At 44.2% G+C, this 22,559-nt stretch carries 22 protein-coding genes; 14 read left to right on the plus strand and 8 right to left on the minus strand.

The annotated features are described in order from the left end of the window. Positions 1 to 855 (plus strand): transposase (locus HRT96_RS14275; RefSeq protein WP_293157969.1); only part of this gene is annotated, 855 nt, incomplete at its 5' end. A gap of 260 nt (positions 856 to 1,115) precedes the next feature. Here HRT96_RS14275 and HRT96_RS14280 read toward each other — a convergent pair. The 7 genes from HRT96_RS14280 to HRT96_RS14310 all read right to left on the minus strand — a co-directional run bounded on the left by HRT96_RS14280 (position 1,116) and on the right by HRT96_RS14310 (position 9,013). Beyond that, positions 1,116 to 1,907: a hypothetical protein gene (locus HRT96_RS14280; protein ID WP_293157972.1), complete on the minus strand. Its 792-nt coding sequence runs from the start codon at positions 1,905 to 1,907 to the stop codon at positions 1,116 to 1,118. Positions 1,908 to 2,000: 93 nt separating this feature from the next. Further along, positions 2,001 to 2,384 carry a hypothetical protein gene (locus HRT96_RS14285; RefSeq protein ID WP_293157975.1) on the minus strand — a complete coding sequence of 128 codons (384 nt, stop codon included), beginning with the start codon at positions 2,382 to 2,384 and terminating at the stop codon, positions 2,001 to 2,003. 138 nt (positions 2,385 to 2,522) lie between these two features. Next, positions 2,523 to 2,759, minus strand: a complete 237-nt coding sequence (locus HRT96_RS14290; RefSeq protein ID WP_293157978.1) for a hypothetical protein — start codon at positions 2,757 to 2,759, stop codon at positions 2,523 to 2,525. Positions 2,760 to 3,114: 355 nt separating this feature from the next. Continuing rightward, complete coding sequence (locus tag HRT96_RS14295) at positions 3,115 to 4,233, minus strand: IS91 family transposase (protein WP_293157981.1); 1,119 nt, start codon at positions 4,231 to 4,233, stop codon at positions 3,115 to 3,117. Then, positions 4,212 to 5,078, minus strand: a complete 867-nt coding sequence (locus HRT96_RS14300; RefSeq protein ID WP_293157984.1) for a site-specific integrase — start codon at positions 5,076 to 5,078, stop codon at positions 4,212 to 4,214. The genes HRT96_RS14295 and HRT96_RS14300 overlap by 22 nt, the downstream gene beginning before the upstream one ends. Positions 5,079 to 6,183: 1,105 nt before the next feature. Next, positions 6,184 to 7,182, minus strand: coding sequence for a 2-oxoacid:ferredoxin oxidoreductase subunit beta (locus HRT96_RS14305; RefSeq protein ID WP_293157987.1), 999 nt, complete (start codon positions 7,180 to 7,182; stop codon positions 6,184 to 6,186). Further along, complete coding sequence (locus HRT96_RS14310; RefSeq protein ID WP_293157990.1) at positions 7,172 to 9,013, minus strand: 2-oxoacid:acceptor oxidoreductase subunit alpha; 1,842 nt, start codon at positions 9,011 to 9,013, stop codon at positions 7,172 to 7,174. Before HRT96_RS14310 ends, HRT96_RS14305 begins: the two co-directional genes overlap by 11 nt. Positions 9,014 to 9,182: 169 nt before the next feature. Here HRT96_RS14310 and HRT96_RS14315 point away from each other — a divergent pair, with 169 nt between their 5' ends. After that, positions 9,183 to 10,127: a LysR family transcriptional regulator gene (locus HRT96_RS14315; protein WP_293157993.1), complete on the plus strand. Its 945-nt coding sequence runs from the start codon at positions 9,183 to 9,185 to the stop codon at positions 10,125 to 10,127. Positions 10,128 to 10,255: 128 nt separating this feature from the next. On the opposite strand, the gene HRT96_RS14320 is transcribed toward HRT96_RS14315, so the two are convergent. Beyond that, positions 10,256 to 11,152, minus strand: a complete 897-nt coding sequence (locus tag HRT96_RS14320) for a LysR substrate-binding domain-containing protein (protein ID WP_293157996.1) — start codon at positions 11,150 to 11,152, stop codon at positions 10,256 to 10,258. Between the two features lie 167 nt (positions 11,153 to 11,319). Here HRT96_RS14320 and HRT96_RS14325 point away from each other — a divergent pair, with 167 nt between their 5' ends. From HRT96_RS14325 to HRT96_RS14380, 12 genes are all read left to right on the plus strand, one after another. Further along, positions 11,320 to 11,766, plus strand: coding sequence for a DoxX family protein (locus HRT96_RS14325; RefSeq protein WP_293157999.1), 447 nt, complete (start codon positions 11,320 to 11,322; stop codon positions 11,764 to 11,766). 66 nt (positions 11,767 to 11,832) lie between these two features. Then, a complete protein-coding gene (locus HRT96_RS14330; RefSeq protein ID WP_293158002.1) occupies positions 11,833 to 12,822 on the plus strand; it encodes a glutathione S-transferase family protein in 990 nt (329 codons plus the stop codon). A gap of 112 nt (positions 12,823 to 12,934) precedes the next feature. Next, positions 12,935 to 13,261, plus strand: a complete 327-nt coding sequence (locus HRT96_RS14335) for a MerR family DNA-binding protein (protein WP_293158005.1) — start codon at positions 12,935 to 12,937, stop codon at positions 13,259 to 13,261. Positions 13,262 to 13,413: 152 nt separating this feature from the next. Further along, the gene (gene nuoH, locus HRT96_RS14340) at positions 13,414 to 14,400 is read left to right on the plus strand and encodes an NADH-quinone oxidoreductase subunit NuoH (protein WP_293158008.1); all 987 of its coding nucleotides are present in this window, start codon (positions 13,414 to 13,416) and stop codon (positions 14,398 to 14,400) included. A gap of 72 nt (positions 14,401 to 14,472) precedes the next feature. After that, entirely contained in the window at positions 14,473 to 15,048 is a 576-nt protein-coding gene (locus HRT96_RS14345) for a 4Fe-4S dicluster domain-containing protein (RefSeq protein ID WP_293158011.1), read from the plus strand. A 17-nt stretch (positions 15,049 to 15,065) separates the two neighbouring features. Continuing rightward, a complete protein-coding gene (locus HRT96_RS14350) occupies positions 15,066 to 15,638 on the plus strand; it encodes an NADH-quinone oxidoreductase subunit J (protein WP_293158014.1) in 573 nt (190 codons plus the stop codon). Further along, the gene (gene nuoK / locus HRT96_RS14355) at positions 15,635 to 15,937 is read left to right on the plus strand and encodes an NADH-quinone oxidoreductase subunit NuoK (RefSeq protein WP_006032153.1); all 303 of its coding nucleotides are present in this window, start codon (positions 15,635 to 15,637) and stop codon (positions 15,935 to 15,937) included. Before HRT96_RS14350 ends, nuoK begins: the two co-directional genes overlap by 4 nt. An 11-nt stretch (positions 15,938 to 15,948) precedes the next feature. Beyond that, entirely contained in the window at positions 15,949 to 17,505 is a 1,557-nt protein-coding gene (locus HRT96_RS14360) for a monovalent cation/H+ antiporter subunit D family protein (protein WP_293158185.1), read from the plus strand. Then, the gene (locus tag HRT96_RS14365; protein WP_293158017.1) at positions 17,502 to 17,756 is read left to right on the plus strand and encodes a hypothetical protein; all 255 of its coding nucleotides are present in this window, start codon (positions 17,502 to 17,504) and stop codon (positions 17,754 to 17,756) included. The genes HRT96_RS14360 and HRT96_RS14365 overlap by 4 nt, the downstream gene beginning before the upstream one ends. Further along, positions 17,749 to 19,536 (plus strand): Na(+)/H(+) antiporter subunit D, encoded by a 1,788-nt coding sequence (locus HRT96_RS14370; protein WP_293158020.1) that lies wholly within the window; start codon positions 17,749 to 17,751, stop codon positions 19,534 to 19,536. The genes HRT96_RS14365 and HRT96_RS14370 overlap by 8 nt, the downstream gene beginning before the upstream one ends. Continuing rightward, positions 19,533 to 21,050, plus strand: coding sequence for an NADH-quinone oxidoreductase subunit M (locus HRT96_RS14375; protein WP_293158023.1), 1,518 nt, complete (start codon positions 19,533 to 19,535; stop codon positions 21,048 to 21,050). The genes HRT96_RS14370 and HRT96_RS14375 overlap by 4 nt, the downstream gene beginning before the upstream one ends. Further along, on the plus strand, positions 21,047 to 22,555 hold the full coding sequence (locus tag HRT96_RS14380; RefSeq protein ID WP_293158026.1) for an NADH-quinone oxidoreductase subunit N: 1,509 nt from the start codon (positions 21,047 to 21,049) through the stop codon (positions 22,553 to 22,555). The genes HRT96_RS14375 and HRT96_RS14380 overlap by 4 nt, the downstream gene beginning before the upstream one ends. The last annotated feature ends 4 nt before the right edge of the window (positions 22,556 to 22,559 follow it).

Consider the following 22,559-nt stretch of genomic DNA (forward strand, 5'->3'; position numbering starts at 1 on the left):
TGCCAGCAACGCACGACTTCTGATTGGCTTGAGCGCCAACAATCAAAGTTACTGCCCGTGCATTACTTTATGGTCACGTTTACTTTGCCCTATGAACTCAGGCTGTTAGCACGCCGCCAGCCAAAGGCGCTTTATCAATCGATGTTCTCAGTCGCTGCAAGTGTGTTGAAGGATTTTGCCAAACGTAGAAACGGCGGCGAAATAGGCTTCACCACCGTTTTGCATACTCACAGTAGGCAACGTAATTTACATCCCCACTTACATATTATAGTCGCTAGTGGAAACTACAATAAAACGCGCAACCAATGGCATAAAGGTAAGAGTAACTACCTGTTTAACGCCTTTGCACTGGCTAAAGTCTGGCGAGCTAGAATGATTGATACAATCAATCAGCACGCTGATTTGTCGCTGGCGAACGCGGATACATTACCCACTAAATGGGTCGTTGATTGCCGAAAAGTCGGTTATGGACTACCTGCGCTGCAATACCTTTCACGCTATTTGTATCGGGGTGTTTTGCCTGATAAGGACATCATCGACACATCTAATAATACCGTTACCTTCAAATACAAAGACGGGCAAACGCAAACCTCCGAAACCAGAACCTTGCCGACGTTACGATTTCTCTGGCTCATCTTGCAACATGTGTTACCAAAAGGATTACAGCGAGTGCGGGATTATGGTTTTTTGCACGGTAATGCCAAGCGGCTACGAATGCGTATTCAAGTCATATTGCTGCATCTGTTTAATTGGAGTATGCCTGAGCTCATTGAAACGAGCACAGCAAAAGCAATCAGGATTTGTCCTTGCTGTCAGCATGAAATGAGGTGTGTTGGCATTACGCGAACGACCTAGCCGAAAGGCGAACATAATAAGGATAATGGCATTAACATTACAGTTGGAGATATTAAATTTATGGTACAACTAGCTAGTTAATTGATAAATAACAGGTCTGTTGTTTATCTCTCTTTCGCTCGCCTTGGGTTTAACCCAAAGACGAAGTACCCACCAAGATCAAACACGTTATTTACTATATAAAGAAGGGCTTCGGACTTGTTCAACACCCGAATAAGGTGTCGGCTGCGCGACACCTATTCTTATATGTTAAGCGGCGACTAGCACGGAACTAGACTAGCCGCATGACCTATGGTTTGTAAAAAAGCATTTATAATTTCGGTAGTTACCTTTGCTTTGTTGAATACAATATCGCAGAGTACAGCAAAAACAAAGGTGAGATAGCCAACATAAGTAAAACCAGTGTAATTATTATAAATAATTGTATAAAACCAATTTTGTTCGAATATGTAAAAATAAGAACAAAGCACCGTTGAAACAAGCATTAATACACTTGGAAGAAAAAGATGCTTAATCGCTGCTGGCTTTAGAAATGAAGCTAACATAAGAAACAAAAAGACAGCTCCATTTGCACCAACAAAGATACGAACATCTAAGGTTAGCTTTTCAACAATTTCCATATACTTTGCTTGAGTAAAGTCGACTAATTTCGATTTAGCGACATTAAGGGAGGCCAACTCGAACTTCATGGAGTTTCGTAATTTTTTCTCCCATGATTTGCGACATTCGCAATCCAAGTTGCGAATTTTTGATAATTGCGCAGCAATTAGTGAAGGCGCATCATCTTTAAGTTGCTGCTTTAGGTTTTGAATTTTTTCTTCTGTTTTATTTCTTAACTCTTTAGCTTTATTTCCCAGTAGCTTTTCAAACTTACTCTCATTGGGCAATTTTATTGAGTCAATTTTAGCGTTTGTTGATTTCTCCAATTTCCATTCAATAAATGATTTCCCTGAATTTTCAATTAGCTGAGGATCCGCAAACGAGAGCAAGAAAATAGGAATAAATAAAATCATTCCTAGAAAGCCAAATACTCTTAATGTGAGATGCTGCATGGATAATCCTTTAGCCGTTTAACGCCTCAATTTGCGGCGAGCGTCAGCGAGTCTGGCCACGAAGTGGCGAACAACATTGACTTGTTATAGGGTTTATGATTCACGGATTAACTTACCCGAGTCCCAAAATTCGTTGACCTTAAGCCACCATCGCTTTGACTCAGTCAATAAATAAGCTTCAATTGAAACTGCATTATTTTCTCCTTGCAGTTCCTCAAGAAGACCAACAGTCGCAGCTTCTTTGACGTAAGCACTGCCTTCAATATGCCAATGCTCAACGATCAAGAATATTTCTTTTAACTCATCAACTTTCCTTGCTTCAACTAGCGAGGCGATATGCCTTGATAGCTCACCAAGAACCAAATATAAGGGAAGATCATTCTCATCTTTCCACTCTTCGAGGAATTCTTCCCACATCGGAGTAAAACTTGGAGAAGCCTTTAGAATTGGCGGAAACATTTCATCTTTATCGATCATGATGTGCCTAGGCCCTATAACGCCGTTTTAAGCGGCAATAAAATAGTTGGTTAAAATAGCGACGAAGGAGCAAAAACCAACTGTTTTTTGTCCGACTTGAAAACCATTGTTAGCTTTAGTTAGAAGCCACGTCATCAATTAAAAAAAGATAAATCTCTTTTTGGGTTTTATATGGTCAGATATATCTACATTCCCATAAGAGAATATAGGATCGATAGTTCTGATATCCTTATTTGAAAGTGACCCTACGCGAATTTTATCTATCATATTCATTCGCTCTTTAGTAGCAATTTCAAAACCACATTCAACAGGAAACTCTTCTTCATACCTCATAGAAAGCTTCATATACAAATCTGCTAATTCTGAATTATTCAATTTATACTCCAATAGAAAGCTAACGTCTTAGTATTTGTGCTTTGCGTTCTTTGCAAGGCTCAAATCGCTTGTTGGACTTGGCCGCTGCCACGTCCAATCTATTCGGTATGCTTTATGTTATAGGAATTTGCTTTTATCGGGTAGGTATTTTTACGTAATTTGCTGTTAATCGCTTGATATTATTTACTCTTTGTTGCTTACATATGCCTATTGCTATCATCTTTATGTCCTTTTTTTTAGTGATAAATTCAACTTCCCACGTTTTAAAACATGTCTGCCTCCCTCGTCGATATTCATACCTACAAGGTATCTATTTTCTACTATTTGCAATGACGTTACCGCCACCTTTACTTCATCAGCCTGACAGTCGTAATTGTTCTCGATATCCTTGCATCATTATCTGCGACAGAGGTTTGATAATACCGACAAACTGCAAGTAGCTCTCCTTACATTGAGGACATAACCACTGACAACCTAATTCTACGGATGTATCTTCTGCTTTAGCGGGAACTGAGGATAATTGATCTTTAATAAGCGCCAGTCTTTTTCGCTTGCAAGCGTTGGCTAAAAATCCAAAATGGCGAACTCGCATCACGCCCTTAGGAAGTACATGTAATAAATAGCGACGGATAAACTCATCCGCCGTGAGTTGCATCACTTTACGCTTATTACCGTCGCCATAGTCAGTATACTTAAAACTCACACTACTAGAGCTCACCGCTTTTATTCTTGACTCATGCAACATGCCTTTACGTGTATATCGGCCTAAATAACTAACCACGGTTTCAGTTCGACTCAAACACGCTTTACTGTATACATTCCATGATTTTTTCATTAACTCATCAGCTTGCTCAATAACTAATTCTCGATGCCTTAACGCTTGCATCATCTTAGCTCGATACACATTAGCAAGGGCTTTTACTGGAAACAAATAATCAGATTTAACCCCATGCCACTCTCCTTGTGAAGTTAGCACTCCACCAGGAATTAAACAGTGTAAATGAATATGCTGCATCAGGGTTTGGCCCCACGTATGCAAAACTACTGTACCTCCAAGTTGACCTTGCAAGTGTTTGCGTGTCATCCCAAATTGGCTCAGCGTCTGCCACACCGCTTCAAACAATGCGCTATACAGTTTCTTGGCTTCATAGTGCGCCAAAATATTCAGCTCGTGAGGCAAAGTAAATACCAGATGGAAATATCGACAATTCAGCACCTCAGTTTGTTGCTTCGCTATCCACGCTTGCGTCTGCTGCCCTTGGCACCGAGGACAATGCCGATCGCGGCAAGAACAAAAGATACGTTGTTCATAATGGCATGCTCCGCAACGCCATTGTTGCTCACCTAACACTTGGGTACGGCAAGCTTGAATATGCTGACACACTAAAGATTGTTGCTGAGTCAATTTGTGCTGCTGTTGGTAATGCCCCAAATTAAGCGTGAGAATATCGCTCAGATGATAGGATGTTGCCATGACAAACCTCCTCCTAGATTTGCCAACAAGTCGGTGCCTTGATGACCTAGTTCTGGCGACCAATGTAAATATCTTTCCGTGGATTGAATACTTTGGTGCCCAAGCTGCTGTTGCAGTTGATTGAGTGGCATACCAGCTTGTAATTGGTGAGTGGCATAAGCATGCCGTAAGCTGTGTGGACTACAAGGTTTTGTTATTCCTGCTTTTTTGGCTGCGCAAGTTAGCCCTTTACGAAATGTGGATTCATGAATCGGGAAAATAACACCATGCCAGCGAGAACCAAACAACCAAGTATCAGGGTGGTACTGTTGCCAGTATTGGCGCATAAACTGGAGCAATACAGGAGAGATAATAACGAGGCGATCTTTAGCTCCTTTACCTTGGCATACTTTTAATAGTTGCCGCTGACCGTCGATATCACTGACTTTCACATGCGTCAGCTCGCTGACACGCAAACCACAGCCGTAGCACAACGCTACCATTGCTCTGTGTTTATTCGTTTTGCAATAGTAAATGACCGCAGAGATATCTTGCTGTGTTAATAGTTGTGGTAGTTTTTCTTTTCGTTTAGGTAAACAAACTGAGATAGTAAAACTGCGGTGTAAGACGTGCTCAAACAGAAAATGAATACCATTAAGGTGCAGCTTTAACGTTGATCTGCAATGGTGTTTTTCCAAGTTCAAATAGCGGAAGTACATTTCCAACTGTTTATCTGAAATAGTATCGAAAGGTTGCCCAAAATACTTATACAGTTGATTTATAGCATAACGGTAAGAGTTCCGAGTTCGCTCAGAGTAACCTCTTAAGGTGATTTCTTCGTTGAATTGTTGCAGTAGTTGTCGCATGACATACCTCCTAAGCAGGGATGATCCCTAGAGGTAAGTGTGGAACAGTGAGCGATCTTTTGGCTCCGCGCAGCGGCTTAGTTCAACATTTGTATAACAGGACTCTCGATTTCCCAAATTCATTCACCTCAATAAAAGTCGATTAATCAATTGAAAAATAAGATTATACTTCAAATTTATTAATTACATGTTTATGGGAAAACGAGTCGTCCTGTAAATTATTTGTTTAGTCTTGTAAGTTATATACAAGACTAGCTATATACTTGATTATATTAACATTAATTTCAGAGTACAAGATAAACCTGACTGCCTTTTGACAAATCGAGACTCAGTTTACCAAAATGCCAATAACACTGTATAAAATCATCCTATCTAACAATTTTATTTATCCATAAATATGATCAACTCAGCCGATCAATTTTTCATGATTTAATGTATGGAATAACGATATGAATATATTTTGGGAGAGCTCTTACTCTAAGCCATTTAGAGGCAGGAATGGCTTAGTGTTATTATTCTAGCCGATGGTAACACACATTAAATTTTGTAGGGTTAGTGATGGTTTTAGCTGATAGCCTCATCACTATAACATCGTTATGCGGGGGGTATTACCCTCTTTGCTTTTGTCTAAATTGGTAATTCCACTACAGTCGCTCCAATACAGAAAAACTTATCCGCTTAATACCTAGAACCCAAGGTAGGAGGACGTTTTTCATTTTTAGGTAGGTAACACAACAGGTAACCCTGACGTAGGCAGTATCCACCAGAGATAAATCATCGTCATTAAAAAAGGGTCCATCATAGAGTACCGCCTCCAAACTTTCGATTTTTTCTTATCTGTGCTTACAACATCGAAAAACTCCTCTTCCGTCTTGGCTGTCGTCATGCGTTGGATATCTATTAAGCAGCTCGAGTTCATCTACGAGCTCATTGATCACTGCTGACTAAAAGATAAAATTACTACCATTCACCACCAAAAGAGGGACGTTTTACTAACTTTTCATATTTACGCTGTTTACTGTGACACTCCGAAACCAACTGCTCCATATCATCCGTCAAAATGCACGTTAGTAGCGCTCCCATTTTTGTCATTACTTTACGTTGCTTAAACTAATCGCTGGTAACTACCCTGCTGTAACAATGTAGTTAAATCCCTAGCGCCATGCTTTTTTATTGCCTTGTTTTGCTGCTCTGTTAATACCTGATCAAAGGTTGGTCGCTGGATCTGACGAAAAATACCAACAGGCACTGGAAATTGAGGATAATTCAGGTTAGCCAACGCAAACGCATAAGCAGATTCCTGTGTCTTTATATCGTGAACAAGCACACTGGGATCATCCACCGTTGTCACCTTGAAGCTAAAACCATCATTTATTAGTGCTTTAGTCTTATCTTTACCAAATAACAGCGGCATACTATTATTCAGATAAAGCAAATTTTCATCACGGTTTTTGGGGCCATTATATGGTTCGTGAACTTTGTCATTAAATATCACACAATTTTGCAATATTTCGACAACCGCGGTCCCTTTATGGTTTGCTGCAGCTTCTAGCACCATTGCCAAATGATTCGGGTCATTATCCGAAGTACGCGCAATAAAGGTCGCATCGGCCGAAGCTGCCAATGCCAATGGGCTTAGGGCTCTGTCAGGAGAGCCTGATGGACTAGACTTAGATACCCACCCCTGTGCACTGGTCGGCGAAAACTGTCCCTTGGTAAGACCATAAACGGCATTATTAAACAGTAAAATTTTAATGTCTTGATTGCGCCGTATCGCATGAATGAAGTGATTTCCACCGATACTCAGTGCGTCACCATCACCAGTGATAACCCAAACATCCAGCTCTGGGTTTACCGCTTTCACACCAGTGGCAACTGCAGGAGCTCGGCCATGAATAGTATGAAAACCATAGGTTTCAAGGTAGTATGGAAATCTGGATGAGCAACCGATACCTGAGATAAACACACTGTTCTCCCTAGTTCGACCCGTTTTGGCTAGTACTGCCTGCATCGTTTTAAGAACATTAAAATCTCCGCATCCGCGACACCACTTGACCTGCGACTTAGAGACAAAGTCTTTCCTATTTAGTATTTCAACATCCATCAGTAATTTCCTCATAATATTCACTTATCGTTTTAACAACATCGCTGACTTTAAATGGTAATCCGGTAGTCTGGGTGACGCTTTTTGCAGGGGCTAAAAATTCAGCTCGGATTAGCTTAATCATCTGCTGATTATTGAGCTCAAATACTAGAATATGTTTGAATGCAGCTACAATAGCAGCCAAATTTTCGGGGAATGGGTTTAGATAACGCAAATGAATGTGAGCAACTGGCATGCCTTGCTCTCGAAGTTGTTTTACCGCTGATGAAACCCCTCCACGAGTGCTTCCCCAGCTAATGACCAACACTAGATCGTCAGTTTCCCCGGTTAATGGCTGCTCCGGAATAAATGCGCTGATCCCAGAGATTTTTGCTGCTCGCTCTTGGGTCATCCGTTGATGATTATCAGGATCATGAGAAGGGTCTCCCGTTACTGATTGCTTTTCCAATCCTCCTATTCGGTGCATTTTTCCTTTGGTACCAGGGCTCACCCAAGGACGACTCCCAGTAATCGGATTGCGTTTGTAGGGATGGAACTGGCCAGTTTGCTGATATTGCTCTACCGCACTGATCATTATGTCATCGGAATTTGGAACCCGCCAAGACTCAGTACCGTTCCCAAGGTAACCGTCACTCAATAGGATCACGGGAGTCATGAAAGTCGTTGCAATTCGGCTAGCTTCTAATGCCATATCAAAACAATCGGCAGACGAAGCAGCTGCTAATACCGGTATGGGTGAATCACCATTTCGACCATACATGGAAAATAACAGATCAGACTGCTCAGTTTTTGTAGGTAATCCAGTTGAAGGGCCGCCGCGTTGCACATTAATTACGACCAAAGGCAATTCGGTCATCACTGCTAGGTTCAATGTTTCCGTCTTAAGGCACAATCCAGGACCTGAAGTCGAGGTTATACCCAGAGCACCAGCATAAGATGCCCCCAGAGCAGCACAGGCTGCCGCAATTTCATCTTCAGCCTGGAAGGTTTTTACACCAACGTCTTGATATTTTGACAAGGTATGCAAAATTTCTGATGCTGGCGTTATAGGATATGAACCTAAGAACAAGGTGCGCTGCAATTTCTCTGCCGCACAGATAAAGCCCAGTGATAGAGCTTCATTTCCCGAAATAGTACGATAGAAACCTTCTTTTTTGGGTGCAGGATCTACTTGAAAACTTTCACCAAATATCTCCGTTGTGTCCGCATAATTAAAACCAGCATTCAGTGCTAAGATATTTGCTTCCATCACAAGCGGTTTATCTGAAAACTGCTCCTTTAACCACTCCTCAGTCTGTGTAACAGAACGACTGTAAATCCAAAAGACGATACCTAACACAAAAAAGTTCTTACTGCGTCTTAGCTGTTTAGTCGGTAAATTAAGTTCCTTGAGAGACTGAACCGTCAAGTGAGTAAAATTATCAGCTATAATGCGGTAATCAGGCAGGCTGCCATCGCTCAGGGGGTCAGAGCTGTAACCGGCCAATTCTATATTTTTTTTACTGAACCCATCTTGGTCTGCTAAAATCAAACCTCCGCTCACCAGACCACCAATTTTATTTTTCAGCGCCGCCGCATTCATGGTAATTAATACAGCAAACTCATCACCCGCAGTATTAATATCAGTGGAAGAAAACTGCATTTGAAAAGCAGACACACCTGACACAGAACCAGCGGGTGCCCTGATCTCCGCAGGATAGTCCGGCAATGTCATAACGTCATTGCCCCATGTGGAAGCATTATGTGAAAAATGAGAGCCAGTTAGCTGAATTCCGTCACCTGAATCACCGGCAAAGCAGATCACTTCCTGCCTAAGTTGAGTTACTGTCATCTATATCTCCAGATATTAAAGAAGGCACTTTGGCGCCTGATTGAGCATAGCGGCTGTTAACAAGCAGCGATTTTTTGTATCTGTCGCTATATTAGAAAATAAAAGGCTGTGTTAAAATAAGCTTTAAGTCACTTTACTATTGAATATTATTCACTAATCTAAGCCCTCTATGGATAAGCTAAACCTATTACAACTATTTGTGTCGCTCGCTGAGCACGGCAGTTTTGTCGCCGTTGCAAATCAGTCAGGTCAATCACCTTCAACCATAAGTAAAGCCATCTCGAGACTTGAAAAAGACTTAGGTGTACGACTTTTACACAGGACGACTCGTCAATTGCAATTGACTGAGGCTGGAAGAAACTACCTACAAACTGCTCGAGAAGTTATTTCGTTGCTGAATAACTGTGAGGGGCAACTGGCTCAAAATGTAGTCGCACCAGCGGGAACGCTCAAAGTGAATTTACCTATTTCATTCGGAAAACTTTATGTGGTGCCCTTGATTCCGGGGTTTTGCCAAAAATATCAGGATATTAAGCTAGAACTTAGCTTTTCTGATGAGTATACGAATATTGTAGATAGCGGAATGGATATTGCGGTGCGCAGCGGAAAATTGGATGACAGCAGCTTAATTGCGAGACGGCTCTGTCCTATCGACATGGGTATATTTGCGAGTCCGTCCTACATAGAGCAGTTCGGCAGACCGGATTCACCAGAACAATTAACTAAGCACCGATGGATATTATACCGCTTCAGACAATCGGGACGTATACTTGAGATCACCTCCGGTAAAAATGCTCAAATGGTTGATATTAAACCTGATTATCAAATTATTGTAGACAACGGAGATGTTATGGCGCAATTGGCTTGCCAAGGTGCAGGGTTAGCATTTATGCCTCACTTTCTTGCTCGAGATCTGGTAAAAGAAGGTAAGCTTATATTAATTTCACCGCAGCAGCGCAATCCCGAACAAGCGGTATATCTGTATTATCTTAGTCGTGATTATATGCCAGTTAAAGTGAGGGTGTTTATCGAATATATAGTGCAACAACTTGAGGCGCAGGGAGAAACAGCTTATACCACTTGGATGGATAGCGACTCTGAACCGTTCTCATAAAAATAGATTACTTGACCATTTTATATAACCCTGCCTTGCTGAAAATATGCTAATTGCATGCACCCTAGAGGTAAATAAAATAAGAACTACACTAATAGTATTCTTTATTATGTTTCAGATCATAGTAATCAATGGCCTAAATGCTGCTGCATAATATCTCTCAACCTTTTTAACCCTTTACCTTTATTCACGGTTTTCCAAGCAAGGTAAATGGCTGATATATACTCGTCATCGTCTAGGTCAATTGCGACCAAAGCACCCGAATTTAAATGTGATTGAATACGTGTTTTCGGCAGATAACCGACTCCAATGCCAGCAATAATGGCTTGAATCTTGTGTTCAACTGAATTGACGTAAAAATGTCGACTCTGTTCAATAATGTTATTTGACCAAGGTATGGCTGTTCTTGCTGAGTCGTGCACAATAACAGTACGATAATTATCAATTTCGGATTTGCTAACTGGCGCTGTAAAACTCACGAGCTCATGGTCTTTAGGTACAACGAATATTTTCTGCAGATTGCCTAAGGCGGTCACACTAATACCTTGTTGATGCGGTATAGGGTCAGGTGCAGCAATAACCAAATCGGTGCGATCTTCAATCAATGCTTCCCACGAACCATTCATTACCTCTTCATTCATGTCTACTTCGATATTCGGATGCTCATTTAAAAACAACGCTAATGGTTGAAGTAATAGCTGCATGTCAAAAAGAGAATCGAATGTGATATTAATTTTAGGTTCCCAGCCATGGGATATGGTTTGTGTTTGCTCCGTCAACTTACTCACAGCACCAAGTACCTTACGGCCTTCATCGAGTAAGTGGCGACCCGCAGGCGTTAATACCGACCGCCTACCCTGACGTACAAACAAAGTCACCGCCAGTTGTTCTTCTAATTTCTGAACTATGTAAGAGAGTGCCGAGGGTACTTTATTTAACTGTTCAGCTGCGGCAGCAAAACTACCACGACGGTCAATAGTATCCAGCACCTGTAATGCTTCTATCGTTATCGGAGATTTATACATTTATCGCCTCTCTCTTCTTATTATTTTATTGTCACGCTTATACACGTCATTAATTGTTCAAATATTTTGAACATATTAAACAAATTTCAGTGGTTATTCCAATCCATTTAAGCGAATACAATAGCTACACACTCAAAAATACATTAACAAATCAAAAAGAGCACAACATGAACACTTCAATAATTAAGCAAGTTTTAACATCAGATAATACCTTTTCAGCATTGCCACTACGTGTTGTTGCCGGGATTATTTTTACCGCTCACGGCGCACAAAAACTGTTTGCTTGGTTCGGTGGTTATGGACTCGACGGCACAGGTCAATGGATGGAATCTATCGGGCTGGCACCAGGTTACTTAATGGCGATGATGGCAGGTAGTGCCGAGTTCTTTGGTGGCCTGCTGCTTATCTTAGGTTTATTGACTAGACCTACTGCATTGGTATTGGCTGTCACTATGCTTGTTGCCATTTTCAGTACCCATTTAACTAATGGTCTATTCATAAGTAACAACGGTTATGAATTTGCTTTGTCACTCTTTGCAATCAGCGTTTCAGTTATGCTGCAAGGCGGCGGTAAATTGTCACTCGACCGCCTGCTTGTAAACAAGCTTAACTAATCAATATATTTCATATTTTTATAAAAATATAACGTATAAAATCACGAATCAGTTAGGAGTATTCTCATGGGATTAATCGTCAACGGTAAATGGCATGACCAATGGTACGAAACCAAAGGTAGTAAAGGACAATTTGAACGTCAGGAAAGTCGCTTCAGAAACACGATCTCAAATGAGGAAGGTAGTCGTTATCCGGCAGAAGCAGGTCGCTATCATTTGTATGTTTCGCTAGCGTGTCCGTGGGCACATCGCACGTTAATTTTTAGACAGTTGAAACAACTTCAAGACATCATTTCAGTCAGCGTCGTTAAACCTGAAATGCTCAGCAATGGCTGGGAGTTCGGCGCTAATAGTGACGACTACAGCGACACGCTCTATCAAAATGACTATGTGTACCAGCTTTATCTTAAAGCTGCGCCGGATTACGAAGGTCGAGTTACCGTACCAGTATTGTGGGATAAAAAAACACAAAGCATCGTTAACAATGAATCAAGTGAAATAATTCGTATTTTTAACACTGCATTTAACGAATTAACGGGTAATCACGATGATTATTATCCGACTGATTTACAACCAGAAATAGACACCATTAACGAACGTATTTACGACACGATAAACAATGGTGTGTATCGTGTGGGGTTTGCCACGACACAAGCGGCATACGACCAAGGGTTTGACGAACTTTTTACCAGTTTAGACTGGCTTGAAATGCACCTGAACAGTCACCGCTATTTGGCTGGTGAACAGCTAACCGAAGCAGATTGGCGATTATTCACAACGTTAATACGTTTTGATGCCGTTTATCATGGTCACTTTAAGTGTAACCGCAATAAGTTAAGTGAATTCCACCATATCAGTCACTATGTACGTGAATTATTTCAGTTTGAAGGGATCAAAACCACGATCGATTTGGAGTATACCAAGATCCATTATTACGCGAGTCATGACACCATTAACCCAACTTTGATTGTCCCGCGTGGCCCACAGCAAGATTTCACAGCTCCGCATGATAGAAATCGCTTAACCAGTAAACCACTGGTAAGGAAAGTACAATGATAAAACACTATCCTTGTCTGTAGATTGGCAAACGAATGAAGGAATTTTCGACGTTATGAAGTCTTGATTTAGAATAACTAAATCCTCGACTTCTTATTAAAAATCGAGACTGATGCCCAAACCACCACGCACCGAGGGTGGACATCGCATCTATGCATTACCTCATGTTAAGCGGCTTAATTTCATTCGCCGTAGCCACGAGCTTGGATTTAGCATTGAACAAATAAAGGCACTGTTCAAATTTATTGATGAACCAGATCATGATTGTGGCGAAGTGCAAACAATGGCAATGCAGAAAATAGCGGAGGTACAACAAAAAATTGCTGATTTACAACGACTACAATCAGCACTCGATGCAATGGTGAACAGCTGTAAAGGCGCTGGCCACTCGATTGATGATTGCCCGATTATTGATGCACTTTATGTTGAAAACCAATAGATTTAGTTTTTACGCCTGAGTCTAGAGACACCTAACTCGGTACTGGCCTCGAAATGATATTTGATTAAGTTATAAGCGCAAACTACCTTTATAGTACGTTTAAGGTGAATATAGCCAAACTACTTCAAAATGGGATATCAGAGGCCAATAGCATGGACAACTTATATGTGATCCTGCCAATGTTGCTTAAGATTGCCGTCGTTGTGGCGGTGCTGCTACTGCTGCCCTTACCTCTTACCTGGCTAGAACGAAAAATTGCCGGTCATATCCAACAACGTCCGGGCCCCATGCGGGTTGGCTGGCATGGTTTGCTGCAACCCGTAGCCGACGGCATCAAACTACTGACGAAAGAAGATCATATCCCCAGCGCAGCCGATCGAACCCTATTCAAAATGGCACCAGTGGTCGCATTGGTACCGCCTTTTGTGGTGTTTGTCGCCATCCCACTCGGGGAGCCAGTAACCATTTTTGGCACTGAAGTGATGCTCAGTCTGTCAAATATGAATGTCGGACTGTTGTTTATTCTCGCCGTTAGCGGCATCGGCATCTTTGGGATCATCCTCGCTGGCTGGGCCTCCAACAGTAAATATGCGGTGCTCGGTAGCCTCAGGGCGATTGCCCAGATGATCAGTTATGAAATCCCCATGGGGTTCTCTGTAATTGGCGTGGTGATGCTGGCTAACTCGATGAATATGATGGACATAGTCACCGCCCAACAAGACATGTGGAATGTGGTCTATCAACCCTTAGGTTTTTTTGTATTCTTTGTCGCAGGACTGGCCGAAGTTCAGCGTATTCCGTTCGATTTACCAGAGGCCGAAGGCGATCTGGGGGCCGGTTATCATACCGAATATAGCGGCATACGCTTTTCCTTTTTTATGCTTAGCGAATATTTGGGCGTCGTGATCATCGGCTTTCTCAATGTGATGCTGTTTTTTGGCGGCTGGCATGGCGCGCCCCCCTTCATACCAGATACAGTCTGGCTGTTACTCAAAGTTGGTTTCTTCATCTGGGTGTTTATGTGGTTCCGTTTTACCTTTCCGCGTTACCGTTATGATCAGTTAATGGCGATTGGCTGGAAGGTGCTTTTACCCCTGTCGCTAGTAAACATTTTAATCAGCGGATTATTTATGTTTTAAGCACATCTCGTTACCCAGCAACACGGGATAAACAAATGAGATATGAGGTATCGCTTATACCGGGAGGCCAACATGGCCAGAACACGACAACAAAAGCAAAGCTGGATCGGATGGCTGTTATTCAGTGATCTGTGGCGCGCACTGCGGCTGACATTACGCTATATGTTTTCCAGAATTATTACCCACAGATATCCGGACCATGAAAAATGGCTGCCTTACCATCGTCATCGCGGGCATCATTTCATGAAAACCAACGATGAAGGCGACGTAAACTGTGTCGGCTGTGAACTGTGTGCAAAGATCTGTCCCTGTGACTGCATCACTGTGGTGCCTTATGAAGATGCAAAAGGTAACCGACGACCAAAAGTGTTTGATATCGATTTGGCGCGCTGCCTTTATTGCGGCTTGTGTGAAGATGCCTGCCCGGCTGACGCGATCAAGCTCGGTCAGGAATATGAGGTTGCTAGCACCACCACCGAAGCGTTAGTGGTGCATCTTGAAGACTTAATCGCCGCGCCACGTAAGGCTGAAGAAGGGGCTGGCACCGTCATCCCGGCATCGCTGGCTACAGATGGCAGTGGTAAAACCATCGCTCAGGCTAACGTAAAAGGTTACGACTGGTGGCAATTGCTCAAACGACAAAAATAACAAAAAAGGATCAATCAATGGAGCAACAATTTTTTATATTACTTGCCTTGGTTGCCATCGGCACTGGCTTGCTGGTTGTTGTCGCCAGAAATCCGATCCACAGTGCCCTGTCTCTTGTCGCCTGTTTTGTGCAGATCGCAGCCCTATTTGTCCTCCTGGGATCGCCATTTCTTGCAGTGATCCAACTGTTTGTTTATGTCGGTGCCATTATGGTGTTGTTTTTATTCGTCATCATGATGTTAGACGTACGTAAAGAAGCCCATGGTCGGTTTATCAATAACAGTCGCTTTATTCAAAAAGGGGCAATACCAGCCATAGTCGCGCTGCTGGCACTGGCATCAGAGCTGTTATTCCTACTCAGCCAAAGCAGCCGTCTGCATGCGGTGATGGCGCAGCAAAGCATCATTGGCGATGAACAAACCAAGCAACTAAGCTTAACCTTATTCAGGGATTTTCTGCTGCCCTTTGAAGTGGCTTCAGTCATCCTACTGGTCGCCCTGATCGGCGCGGTAGTACTGGCGCAAAGTAACGGTACTAATCACAGACCTAGCGAACACAAAAAAGGATCCACCAAGGAGGCATCCAAATGATCCCCATCTCTTGGTATTTGATATTAGCCGCCATTTTATTTGTCATTGGCGCGGCAGGCGTATTACTCCGGCGTAATGTTTTGATTGTGCTGATGTCTCTCGAACTCATGCTCAACAGTGTCAATATCAATCTGCTTGCCTTCGGGTATGAAATGAACGATCCCCGCGGCCAGATCATGGCTATTTTTATTATTGCGATCACCGCAGCCGAAGTCGCTATAGCACTCGGCATACTGGTGGCTTTATTGCGTAACAAACGCACATTGGAAGTCGATGACTTAACAATAATGAAAGGCTGAGACTAGAATTGATGACTCTTATCAATATGGAATTACTGAATTGGGAATTAATATTATCCATAAGGCCAGCTTTAGCGGTCACCGTCTCGCTCATTGCTGCGGGCATCATACTGTGCCTGCATAATCGCCCCAACGCACGGGATGCGGTATCGGTTGTAGCCGCGGTGATAAAGTTCATCATCGTTATTTCAATGGCGCCGTTAATACTGGCCGGCAATACTGTCGACCTGACTTTATTTGAGATCCTGCCAGGGGTTGATTTTGCGTTTCGAGTTGACGCGCTGGGTATGGTATTTGCCACAGTATCCAGCCTATTATGGATATTGGCGGCCATTTATTGCATCGGTTATATGCGCAGCCAGAATGAGAAAAATCAGACCCGATTCTATGCCTCTTTTGCCGTCTCGCTATCGGCCGCTGTGGGGGGAGCATTTGCCGCTAATCTGTTTACCCTGGTGATATTTTACGAACTACTCAGCCTTATCACTTACCCACTGGTTTATCATAAAGAAAACCAGGAATCCTGGTATGGTAGCAAACGATATATCGTCTATTTAGTGGGGGCCTCAAAATCCTTTTTGCTGGCCGCACTGGCGCTCACTTATCAACTTACTGGCAGCTTTGATTTCTTGCCCCAAGGCTTGTTCAAAGATGTCGTCGCCGCCGATGGCTTATTGATTATTATCTATTTCTGCTACCTGTTTGGATTTGCCAAATCAGCCATCATGCCGTTCCACGCCTGGCTGCCAGCGGCCATGGTCGCACCAACCCCGGTCAGCGCTTTGTTACATGCGGTCGCGGTGGTCAAGATGGGGGTATTCTGTCTGTTACGGGTCATTTTCCATGTATTTGGTATCAACCTGATGAGTACCTTGGGTCTTGGCATCATCACCGCTTATCTGGTGTCGTTCACCATCGTTACCGCCTCTATTTACGCGTTGACCCGAGACGATTTGAAAGCCAGACTGGCCTATTCCACCGTTAGCCAACTCTCTTATATCATTCTCGGCGCCGCCATGCTGACTCCGATGGCGGCCATGGGGGGAATAATTCATATCGCCGCCCATGCCTTTTCAAAGATCACCCTGTTCTTCTGCGCAGGTTCTATCTATTGTGCCAGCCACCGCAAGAAGATCAGTGATCTTTCCGGCATAGGTAAAAGACTGCCTATCACCATGGCAGCATTTTTTATCGGCTCCCTCGGTATGATTGGCATCCCGCCAACTGGTGGCTTTATCAGTAAATGGTATCTGGTCGTAGGATCGGTCGATGCCGGACAAATGGCACTACTAATCGTACTGCTGGTTAGCGCTGTACTTAATGCGGCTTATTTTCTGCCCGTCACCTATAAAGCCTTTTTTGAGCGGGAGAAAATACCACAAGATCCGTCACTGGTGGCGGCCAATGATATCCATGAGATCCCAATGGTCGCGATGCCCTTACTGATCACCGCACTATTGTCTTTGCTCCTGGGACTCTATCCGGACTATTTTTTAGGTCTAGCCAATAGCTTAGTCGCAGAGGCATTTGTCGACAGAGACCTTATTACAATAGGATCACTACCATGATGGCAAAACTGGTCAACTTCTTTGGTGACAAAAAATACACCAAAACACGCTGGCGTCTGTTAGTCGTCATGTTAGTGGGCATCGTCATTGCCGATTTTCTGGTTGCCAGACCGCACGGTTATAACTTTTGGGATGCTATACCCGGCTGGGGAGCGCTGCTTGGGTTTATCGGCTGCGGCTTGATCATATTAGTCAGCAAATTCATCGGCAAAAAAATCGGTATCTCCAAGAAGGAAGACTATTATGACTGAATGGTTCTCCTTCTCCATAATGCCAGCCTTTCTGCTACTCGTCGGCGGTCTGCTGCTGCCGTTATTTAAAGGCAATAGCCAAAAATCTTACTCAATCATCATTCCACTGCTGGTGATCTTTTCTCTTACTCAGATGGAAATGGGAAGCTTCGGCGAAATTGACTTTCCCGGTATCTCATTGGTCATGTTCAAAGTTGACAAACTGAGTCTATTTTTTGGCTGGGTGTTTGCTATTGCGGCGCTGATCGGCAACATTTATAGCTTGCATATCAGTCATACAGGCCAAAGAGTGGCGGCGTTTCTTTATATGGGTAGTGCCTTTCTCGTACTCTTCGCAGGTGACTGGTTTACCCTGTTAGTCGGCTGGGAGATCATGGCATTTGCCTCTGCTTACCTGATCTTTGCCACTCGGGAAGATCCGGCCGTGAAAGCAGGCTTTCGTTATCTGATGGTGCATGTCACCGGCGGGGTATTACTGTTTGCCGGTATTGTCCTGCATGGTCTTGAAACCGGATCTTACTTGTTTGGCCCGATAGATGGCGCGCAGCAAGGGGGGATAGCCTATACCCTGATCCTGATCGCCTTTATGATAAACGCCGCAGTGCCACCGTTAAATGCCTGGCTCACCGATGCTTATCCGGAGGCGACCGTGACAGGCGCAGTATTCTTAAGTGCCTTTACCACCAAAACCGCTGTTTATGTGATGATCCGCGCCTACCCAGGCGCAGAAGTCCTGATCGGATTTGGGGTGTTTATGGCCCTTTACGGGGTGATATTCGCCATGCTGGAAAATGATTGCCGTCGCCTGCTGAGCTATCATATTGTCAGTCAAGTCGGTTACATGGTCGCAGGTATCGGCATCGGCACCGAGATGGCCCTGAACGGGAGTTCTTCCCACGCCTTCGCGCATATCCTCTATAAAGGCCTGTTGTTTATGGGGGCTGGCGCTGTCATCCACATGACCGGCAAACGTAAACTGACTGAACTCGGCGGCCTCTATCGAACCATGCCCTGGACGGTAGCGCTTTACATGATTGGCGCATTTGCTATCGCCGGTTTTCCCTTCTTCAGTGGTTTCGTCAGTAAAAGTATGGTCATCGCAGCGGCCGCCGGGGATCATCACGCGACAGCCACGCTGTTACTTATGTTAGCTTCTTCCGGTACCTTCCTGTCGACGGGGCTTAAGCTGCCTTATTATATGTTTTTTGGCAAAGACTCTGGTCTCCGCCCCAAGGAACCACCAATCAATATGTTAGTGGCCATGGGCATTGCCGCATTCTTCTGCATTGGCATCGGACTCTTTCCCGGTGTGCTTTATAACATGCTGCCTTATGCCGTTGAGTTTGAACCCTATACCGGTGCACATATCACCGAAAGTCTCGGTATATTGATGTTCACCCTATTGGCTTTTGTACTGTTACTTAAATACCTCCATCCCAAGAATACCATCAGCATCGATACCGACTGGTTTTACCGGCGCGGGGCAGCTGTCTTTATGTGGTTGGCGAATAAACCGGTTGCGCGGTGGGAACAAAGAGTCATCACGCTGGGTGATGGCGTTATCCTTAATACCCTGCACCGATTGTCAAAACACAGCCTGACCGTCGATACTCATGTGGTCGACGGCGCGGTTAACGGCGTGGCTAAAACCGCAATGAAAAGCGGTAATTTGTTGCGTCGCCTGCAAACTGGCATTGTTTCCCATTATGCCCTGGCGATGGTGATTGGCCTGTTTTTGGTGATCGCTGTTTATGTGCTGATTGGGAGTGAGGCGTTATGACTGACTTCTTTATGGCCCCTTTCTTCATAGCACCTTTCTTCATGACAAGTGTGCCGATATTAAGCATATTGATATTCCTGCCAGCAATAGCCGCCTTATTCGTGCCCTTCTTGTCTGGCAATAACACGGTGCGCGGGTTTACGTTTACCGTCTTATTTGTCGACTTCTTAATTGCCACCTGGTTGCTGGTCATGTTTGATAATAACACTGCCCAGATGCAATTCGTAGAGAGCAAACCCTGGGTACCGTCTCTGGGCATCACCTATAAATTAGGAGTTGACGGGGTCAGTGTATTATTTCTGTTCTTAACCTCCCTGCTCGGCTGGATCTGTGTGTTAGCGTCTTGGACCGCCATTGCTAAGCGGATTAAAGAATTTATGATCTGCTTACTGGCGATCCAGAGTCTGATGCTTGGGGTTTTCTGCGCGTTGGATCTGCTGCTGTTTTATGTGTTTTGGGAAGCAATGCTGGTGCCCATGTATCTGATGATCGGGATCTGGGGCGGTGAAGATCGCATCTATGCCGCGTTTAAGTTTTTTCTTTATACCCTAGCTGGCAGTCTGATTTTTCTGGTGGGGATATTGGTGCTGTATTTCGCTGGTGGACGTACCTTCGACATCTTAGCGCTAATGGATGTGTCATATGACTTTGAGCTGCAGCGCTGGGTCTTTATCGCGTTTCTGATCGCATTTGCGGTCAAGGTGCCGATGGTCCCATTCCATACCTGGCTACCAGATGCCCACGTACAAGCCCCCACCGCGGGCAGTATTATTCTGGCTGGGGTACTGTTAAAAATGGGCGCGTACGGTTTTATTCGTTTTTCGTTGCCAATGTTACCCGATGCTTCCCACTATTTTGCTCCGTTAATGCAAGGGTTGTCAGCCTTCGCGATTGTCTATGGGGGGTTCCTCGCATTAGCCCAGCAGGACATCAAAAAACTAATCGCGTATTCTAGTATCAGTCACATGGGATTTATCACGTTAGGGCTTTTTACTTTCACTATCAATGGTACAACGGGTGCGGTGATCCAGATGTTTAACCACGGCATCACCACGGGTGCCTTATTCCTGTTTATTGGTCTGGTGTATGAGCGCACCCATTCTCGGGATATTCCAGCTTATGGCGGGTTGCTCAAAGTGGTTCCCTTCTACGGCATATTTTTCGCACTGTTTTTACTGTCTTCCATGGCGGTACCCGGAACCAACGGATTTATCGGCGAAATTCTGGTGCTGTCAGGGACCTTTGGTGTCAATAACTGGGCCGCGACTGCCGGTGTGCTAGGGGCTTTGCTCGGCGCTGCTTACCTGTTAGGCATTTATCGTCAGATGCTATTGGGACCGGTCCGTATTCCTGACGCGGCCAAGATGTGGGATCTCAATAAACGAGAACTTTGTTGCGCACTACCGCTGCTGCTCTTTGTGTTCTGGATCGGGTTTTATCCTAAACCCTTCCTCAGTATTTTGCAGCCGACCCTAACACACCTGCTTGAGCAAACATTGGGAGCAGGCTTATGAGCGACATCGCAGACAAACCAACCGCTGCTGACTTAGTCACTGTAGATCTAACAGCTATCAGCCAGTCGGTATTGGCGAGCGGGCCGGAAATCATCCTCATTATCGGTGCCTGTGTGGCGTTGATGTTATCGCTGGTGCCACATCCGCGCCAAGATCAGCTGCTGGCAGGGGTTTCGGTGTTCATGATTTTGCTTGCCGCTGGCATGAGTTATGTCCTATCCGACGTTCCGCAGACAGCTTATGCGGGTATGTTCGTGGTTGATGATTTTTCCACTTTTTTCAAAGTTATCCTTTATCTTGGCACCACGTTAACGGTGCTTATGTCAGGTAAATACCTCCTCAAGGAAGGTGTGTTCCAGGGTGAATATTATGCGTTACTGCTGTTTGCACTAGTGGGCACTATGATCATGGTATCCAGCACAGATCTCCTGCTCATCTATCTCGGTCTGGAACTGCAGGCTTTATCTATTTATGTGTTAACAGGTTTCCTCAAAACTGACGTCAGATCCAATGAAGCGTCTTTAAAATACATCATTCTTGGCGCTTTCTCGTCCGGTATTATTCTTTACGGCATGTCTTTATTTTATGGTTTGACTGGCACCACTAACCTCAAAGATATGGCGGTAGCGCTATCTACCTTAGATTTGTCCGATCCTATGTTGATCCTGGCAACCTTGTTTATGCTGGTTGGTCTGTTATTTAAAGTCGGGGCGGTTCCCTTTCACATGTGGGTGCCAGACATTTATGAAGGTGCCCCGTCACCGATCACCGCTTATATGTCAGTGGCCTCCAAAGCGGCCGCGTTTGCCGTTATCATGCGTATTTTCATGCAGGATCTTGCGGTGCTACAGCCCATTTGGATTTTAAACATTGCGGGTATTGCCGTACTGACGATGGCGCTGGGCAGCTTTGTGGCACTGGTTCAAAACAATATCAAACGCATGCTGGCTTATTCCAGTATTGCCCACGCTGGTTTTCTGATGTTAGGGCTGGTGGCTGGAGGCCGAGACGGGATGGCGAGTATCATGCTTTATCTGCTGGTTTATACGTTTATGACCATAGGTATTTTTGCCGTCATCATTCTGTTAAATAAAGGTGTCAGGCTAGGTGAACCCATCGAGGATTTTTCTGGTTTGGCAAAAACCCATCCCGGACTGGCTTTTATGAGCCTGATCTTTTTATTTTCGCTGGCTGGTATTCCGCCAACCGGTGGTTTTTTTGCCAAATTTTATGTGCTGACAGCCCTGGTAGATAAAGGCCATGTGATGCTGGCAGTGATCGCAGTACTGCTTAGCGCCGTCTCGGCCTGGTTTTATATTCGTATCATCATGTTGATGTATGTACAGCCACCAGCACCTACACCTACACAACTGGCCGAAATACAGCTTACCCCATCCATACGCATTGTTTTATTAATAGCAACAGTTGGTACCTTGTTGACCGGATTATTACCCGCTGGATTCCTTGGTTTTGTCGCCAATTCAATCCCCCTTGGTCTTGGATAAAACC

The sequence above is a fragment of the Moritella sp. genome (genome assembly GCF_013215705.1).
In the GTDB taxonomy this organism is placed as follows: Bacteria; Pseudomonadota; Gammaproteobacteria; order Enterobacterales; family Moritellaceae; genus Moritella.

Excerpts from the sequence above, each read along its gene's own strand:
- HRT96_RS14280 (WP_293157972.1), bottom strand. The coding sequence starts at position 1,907 with ATGCAGCATCTCACATTAAGAGTATTTGGCTTTCTAGGAATGATTTTA.
- HRT96_RS14285 (WP_293157975.1), bottom strand. The coding sequence starts at position 2,384 with ATGATCGATAAAGATGAAATGTTTCCGCCAATTCTAAAGGCTTCTCCA.
- HRT96_RS14295 (WP_293157981.1), bottom strand. The coding sequence starts at position 4,233 with ATGGCAACATCCTATCATCTGAGCGATATTCTCACGCTTAATTTGGGG.
- HRT96_RS14300 (WP_293157984.1), bottom strand. The coding sequence starts at position 5,078 with ATGCGACAACTACTGCAACAATTCAACGAAGAAATCACCTTAAGAGGT.
- HRT96_RS14305 (WP_293157987.1), bottom strand. The coding sequence starts at position 7,182 with ATGGATGTTGAAATACTAAATAGGAAAGACTTTGTCTCTAAGTCGCAG.
- HRT96_RS14310 (WP_293157990.1), bottom strand. The coding sequence starts at position 9,013 with ATGACAGTAACTCAACTTAGGCAGGAAGTGATCTGCTTTGCCGGTGAT.
- HRT96_RS14315 (WP_293157993.1), top strand. The coding sequence starts at position 9,183 with ATGGATAAGCTAAACCTATTACAACTATTTGTGTCGCTCGCTGAGCAC.
- HRT96_RS14320 (WP_293157996.1), bottom strand. The coding sequence starts at position 11,152 with ATGTATAAATCTCCGATAACGATAGAAGCATTACAGGTGCTGGATACT.
- HRT96_RS14325 (WP_293157999.1), top strand. The coding sequence starts at position 11,320 with ATGAACACTTCAATAATTAAGCAAGTTTTAACATCAGATAATACCTTT.
- HRT96_RS14330 (WP_293158002.1), top strand. The coding sequence starts at position 11,833 with ATGGGATTAATCGTCAACGGTAAATGGCATGACCAATGGTACGAAACC.
- HRT96_RS14335 (WP_293158005.1), top strand. The coding sequence starts at position 12,935 with ATGCCCAAACCACCACGCACCGAGGGTGGACATCGCATCTATGCATTA.
- nuoH (WP_293158008.1), top strand. The coding sequence starts at position 13,414 with ATGGACAACTTATATGTGATCCTGCCAATGTTGCTTAAGATTGCCGTC.
- HRT96_RS14345 (WP_293158011.1), top strand. The coding sequence starts at position 14,473 with ATGGCCAGAACACGACAACAAAAGCAAAGCTGGATCGGATGGCTGTTA.
- HRT96_RS14350 (WP_293158014.1), top strand. The coding sequence starts at position 15,066 with ATGGAGCAACAATTTTTTATATTACTTGCCTTGGTTGCCATCGGCACT.
- nuoK (WP_006032153.1), top strand. The coding sequence starts at position 15,635 with ATGATCCCCATCTCTTGGTATTTGATATTAGCCGCCATTTTATTTGTC.
- HRT96_RS14360 (WP_293158185.1), top strand. The coding sequence starts at position 15,949 with ATGACTCTTATCAATATGGAATTACTGAATTGGGAATTAATATTATCC.
- HRT96_RS14365 (WP_293158017.1), top strand. The coding sequence starts at position 17,502 with ATGATGGCAAAACTGGTCAACTTCTTTGGTGACAAAAAATACACCAAA.
- HRT96_RS14370 (WP_293158020.1), top strand. The coding sequence starts at position 17,749 with ATGACTGAATGGTTCTCCTTCTCCATAATGCCAGCCTTTCTGCTACTC.
- HRT96_RS14375 (WP_293158023.1), top strand. The coding sequence starts at position 19,533 with ATGACTGACTTCTTTATGGCCCCTTTCTTCATAGCACCTTTCTTCATG.
- HRT96_RS14380 (WP_293158026.1), top strand. The coding sequence starts at position 21,047 with ATGAGCGACATCGCAGACAAACCAACCGCTGCTGACTTAGTCACTGTA.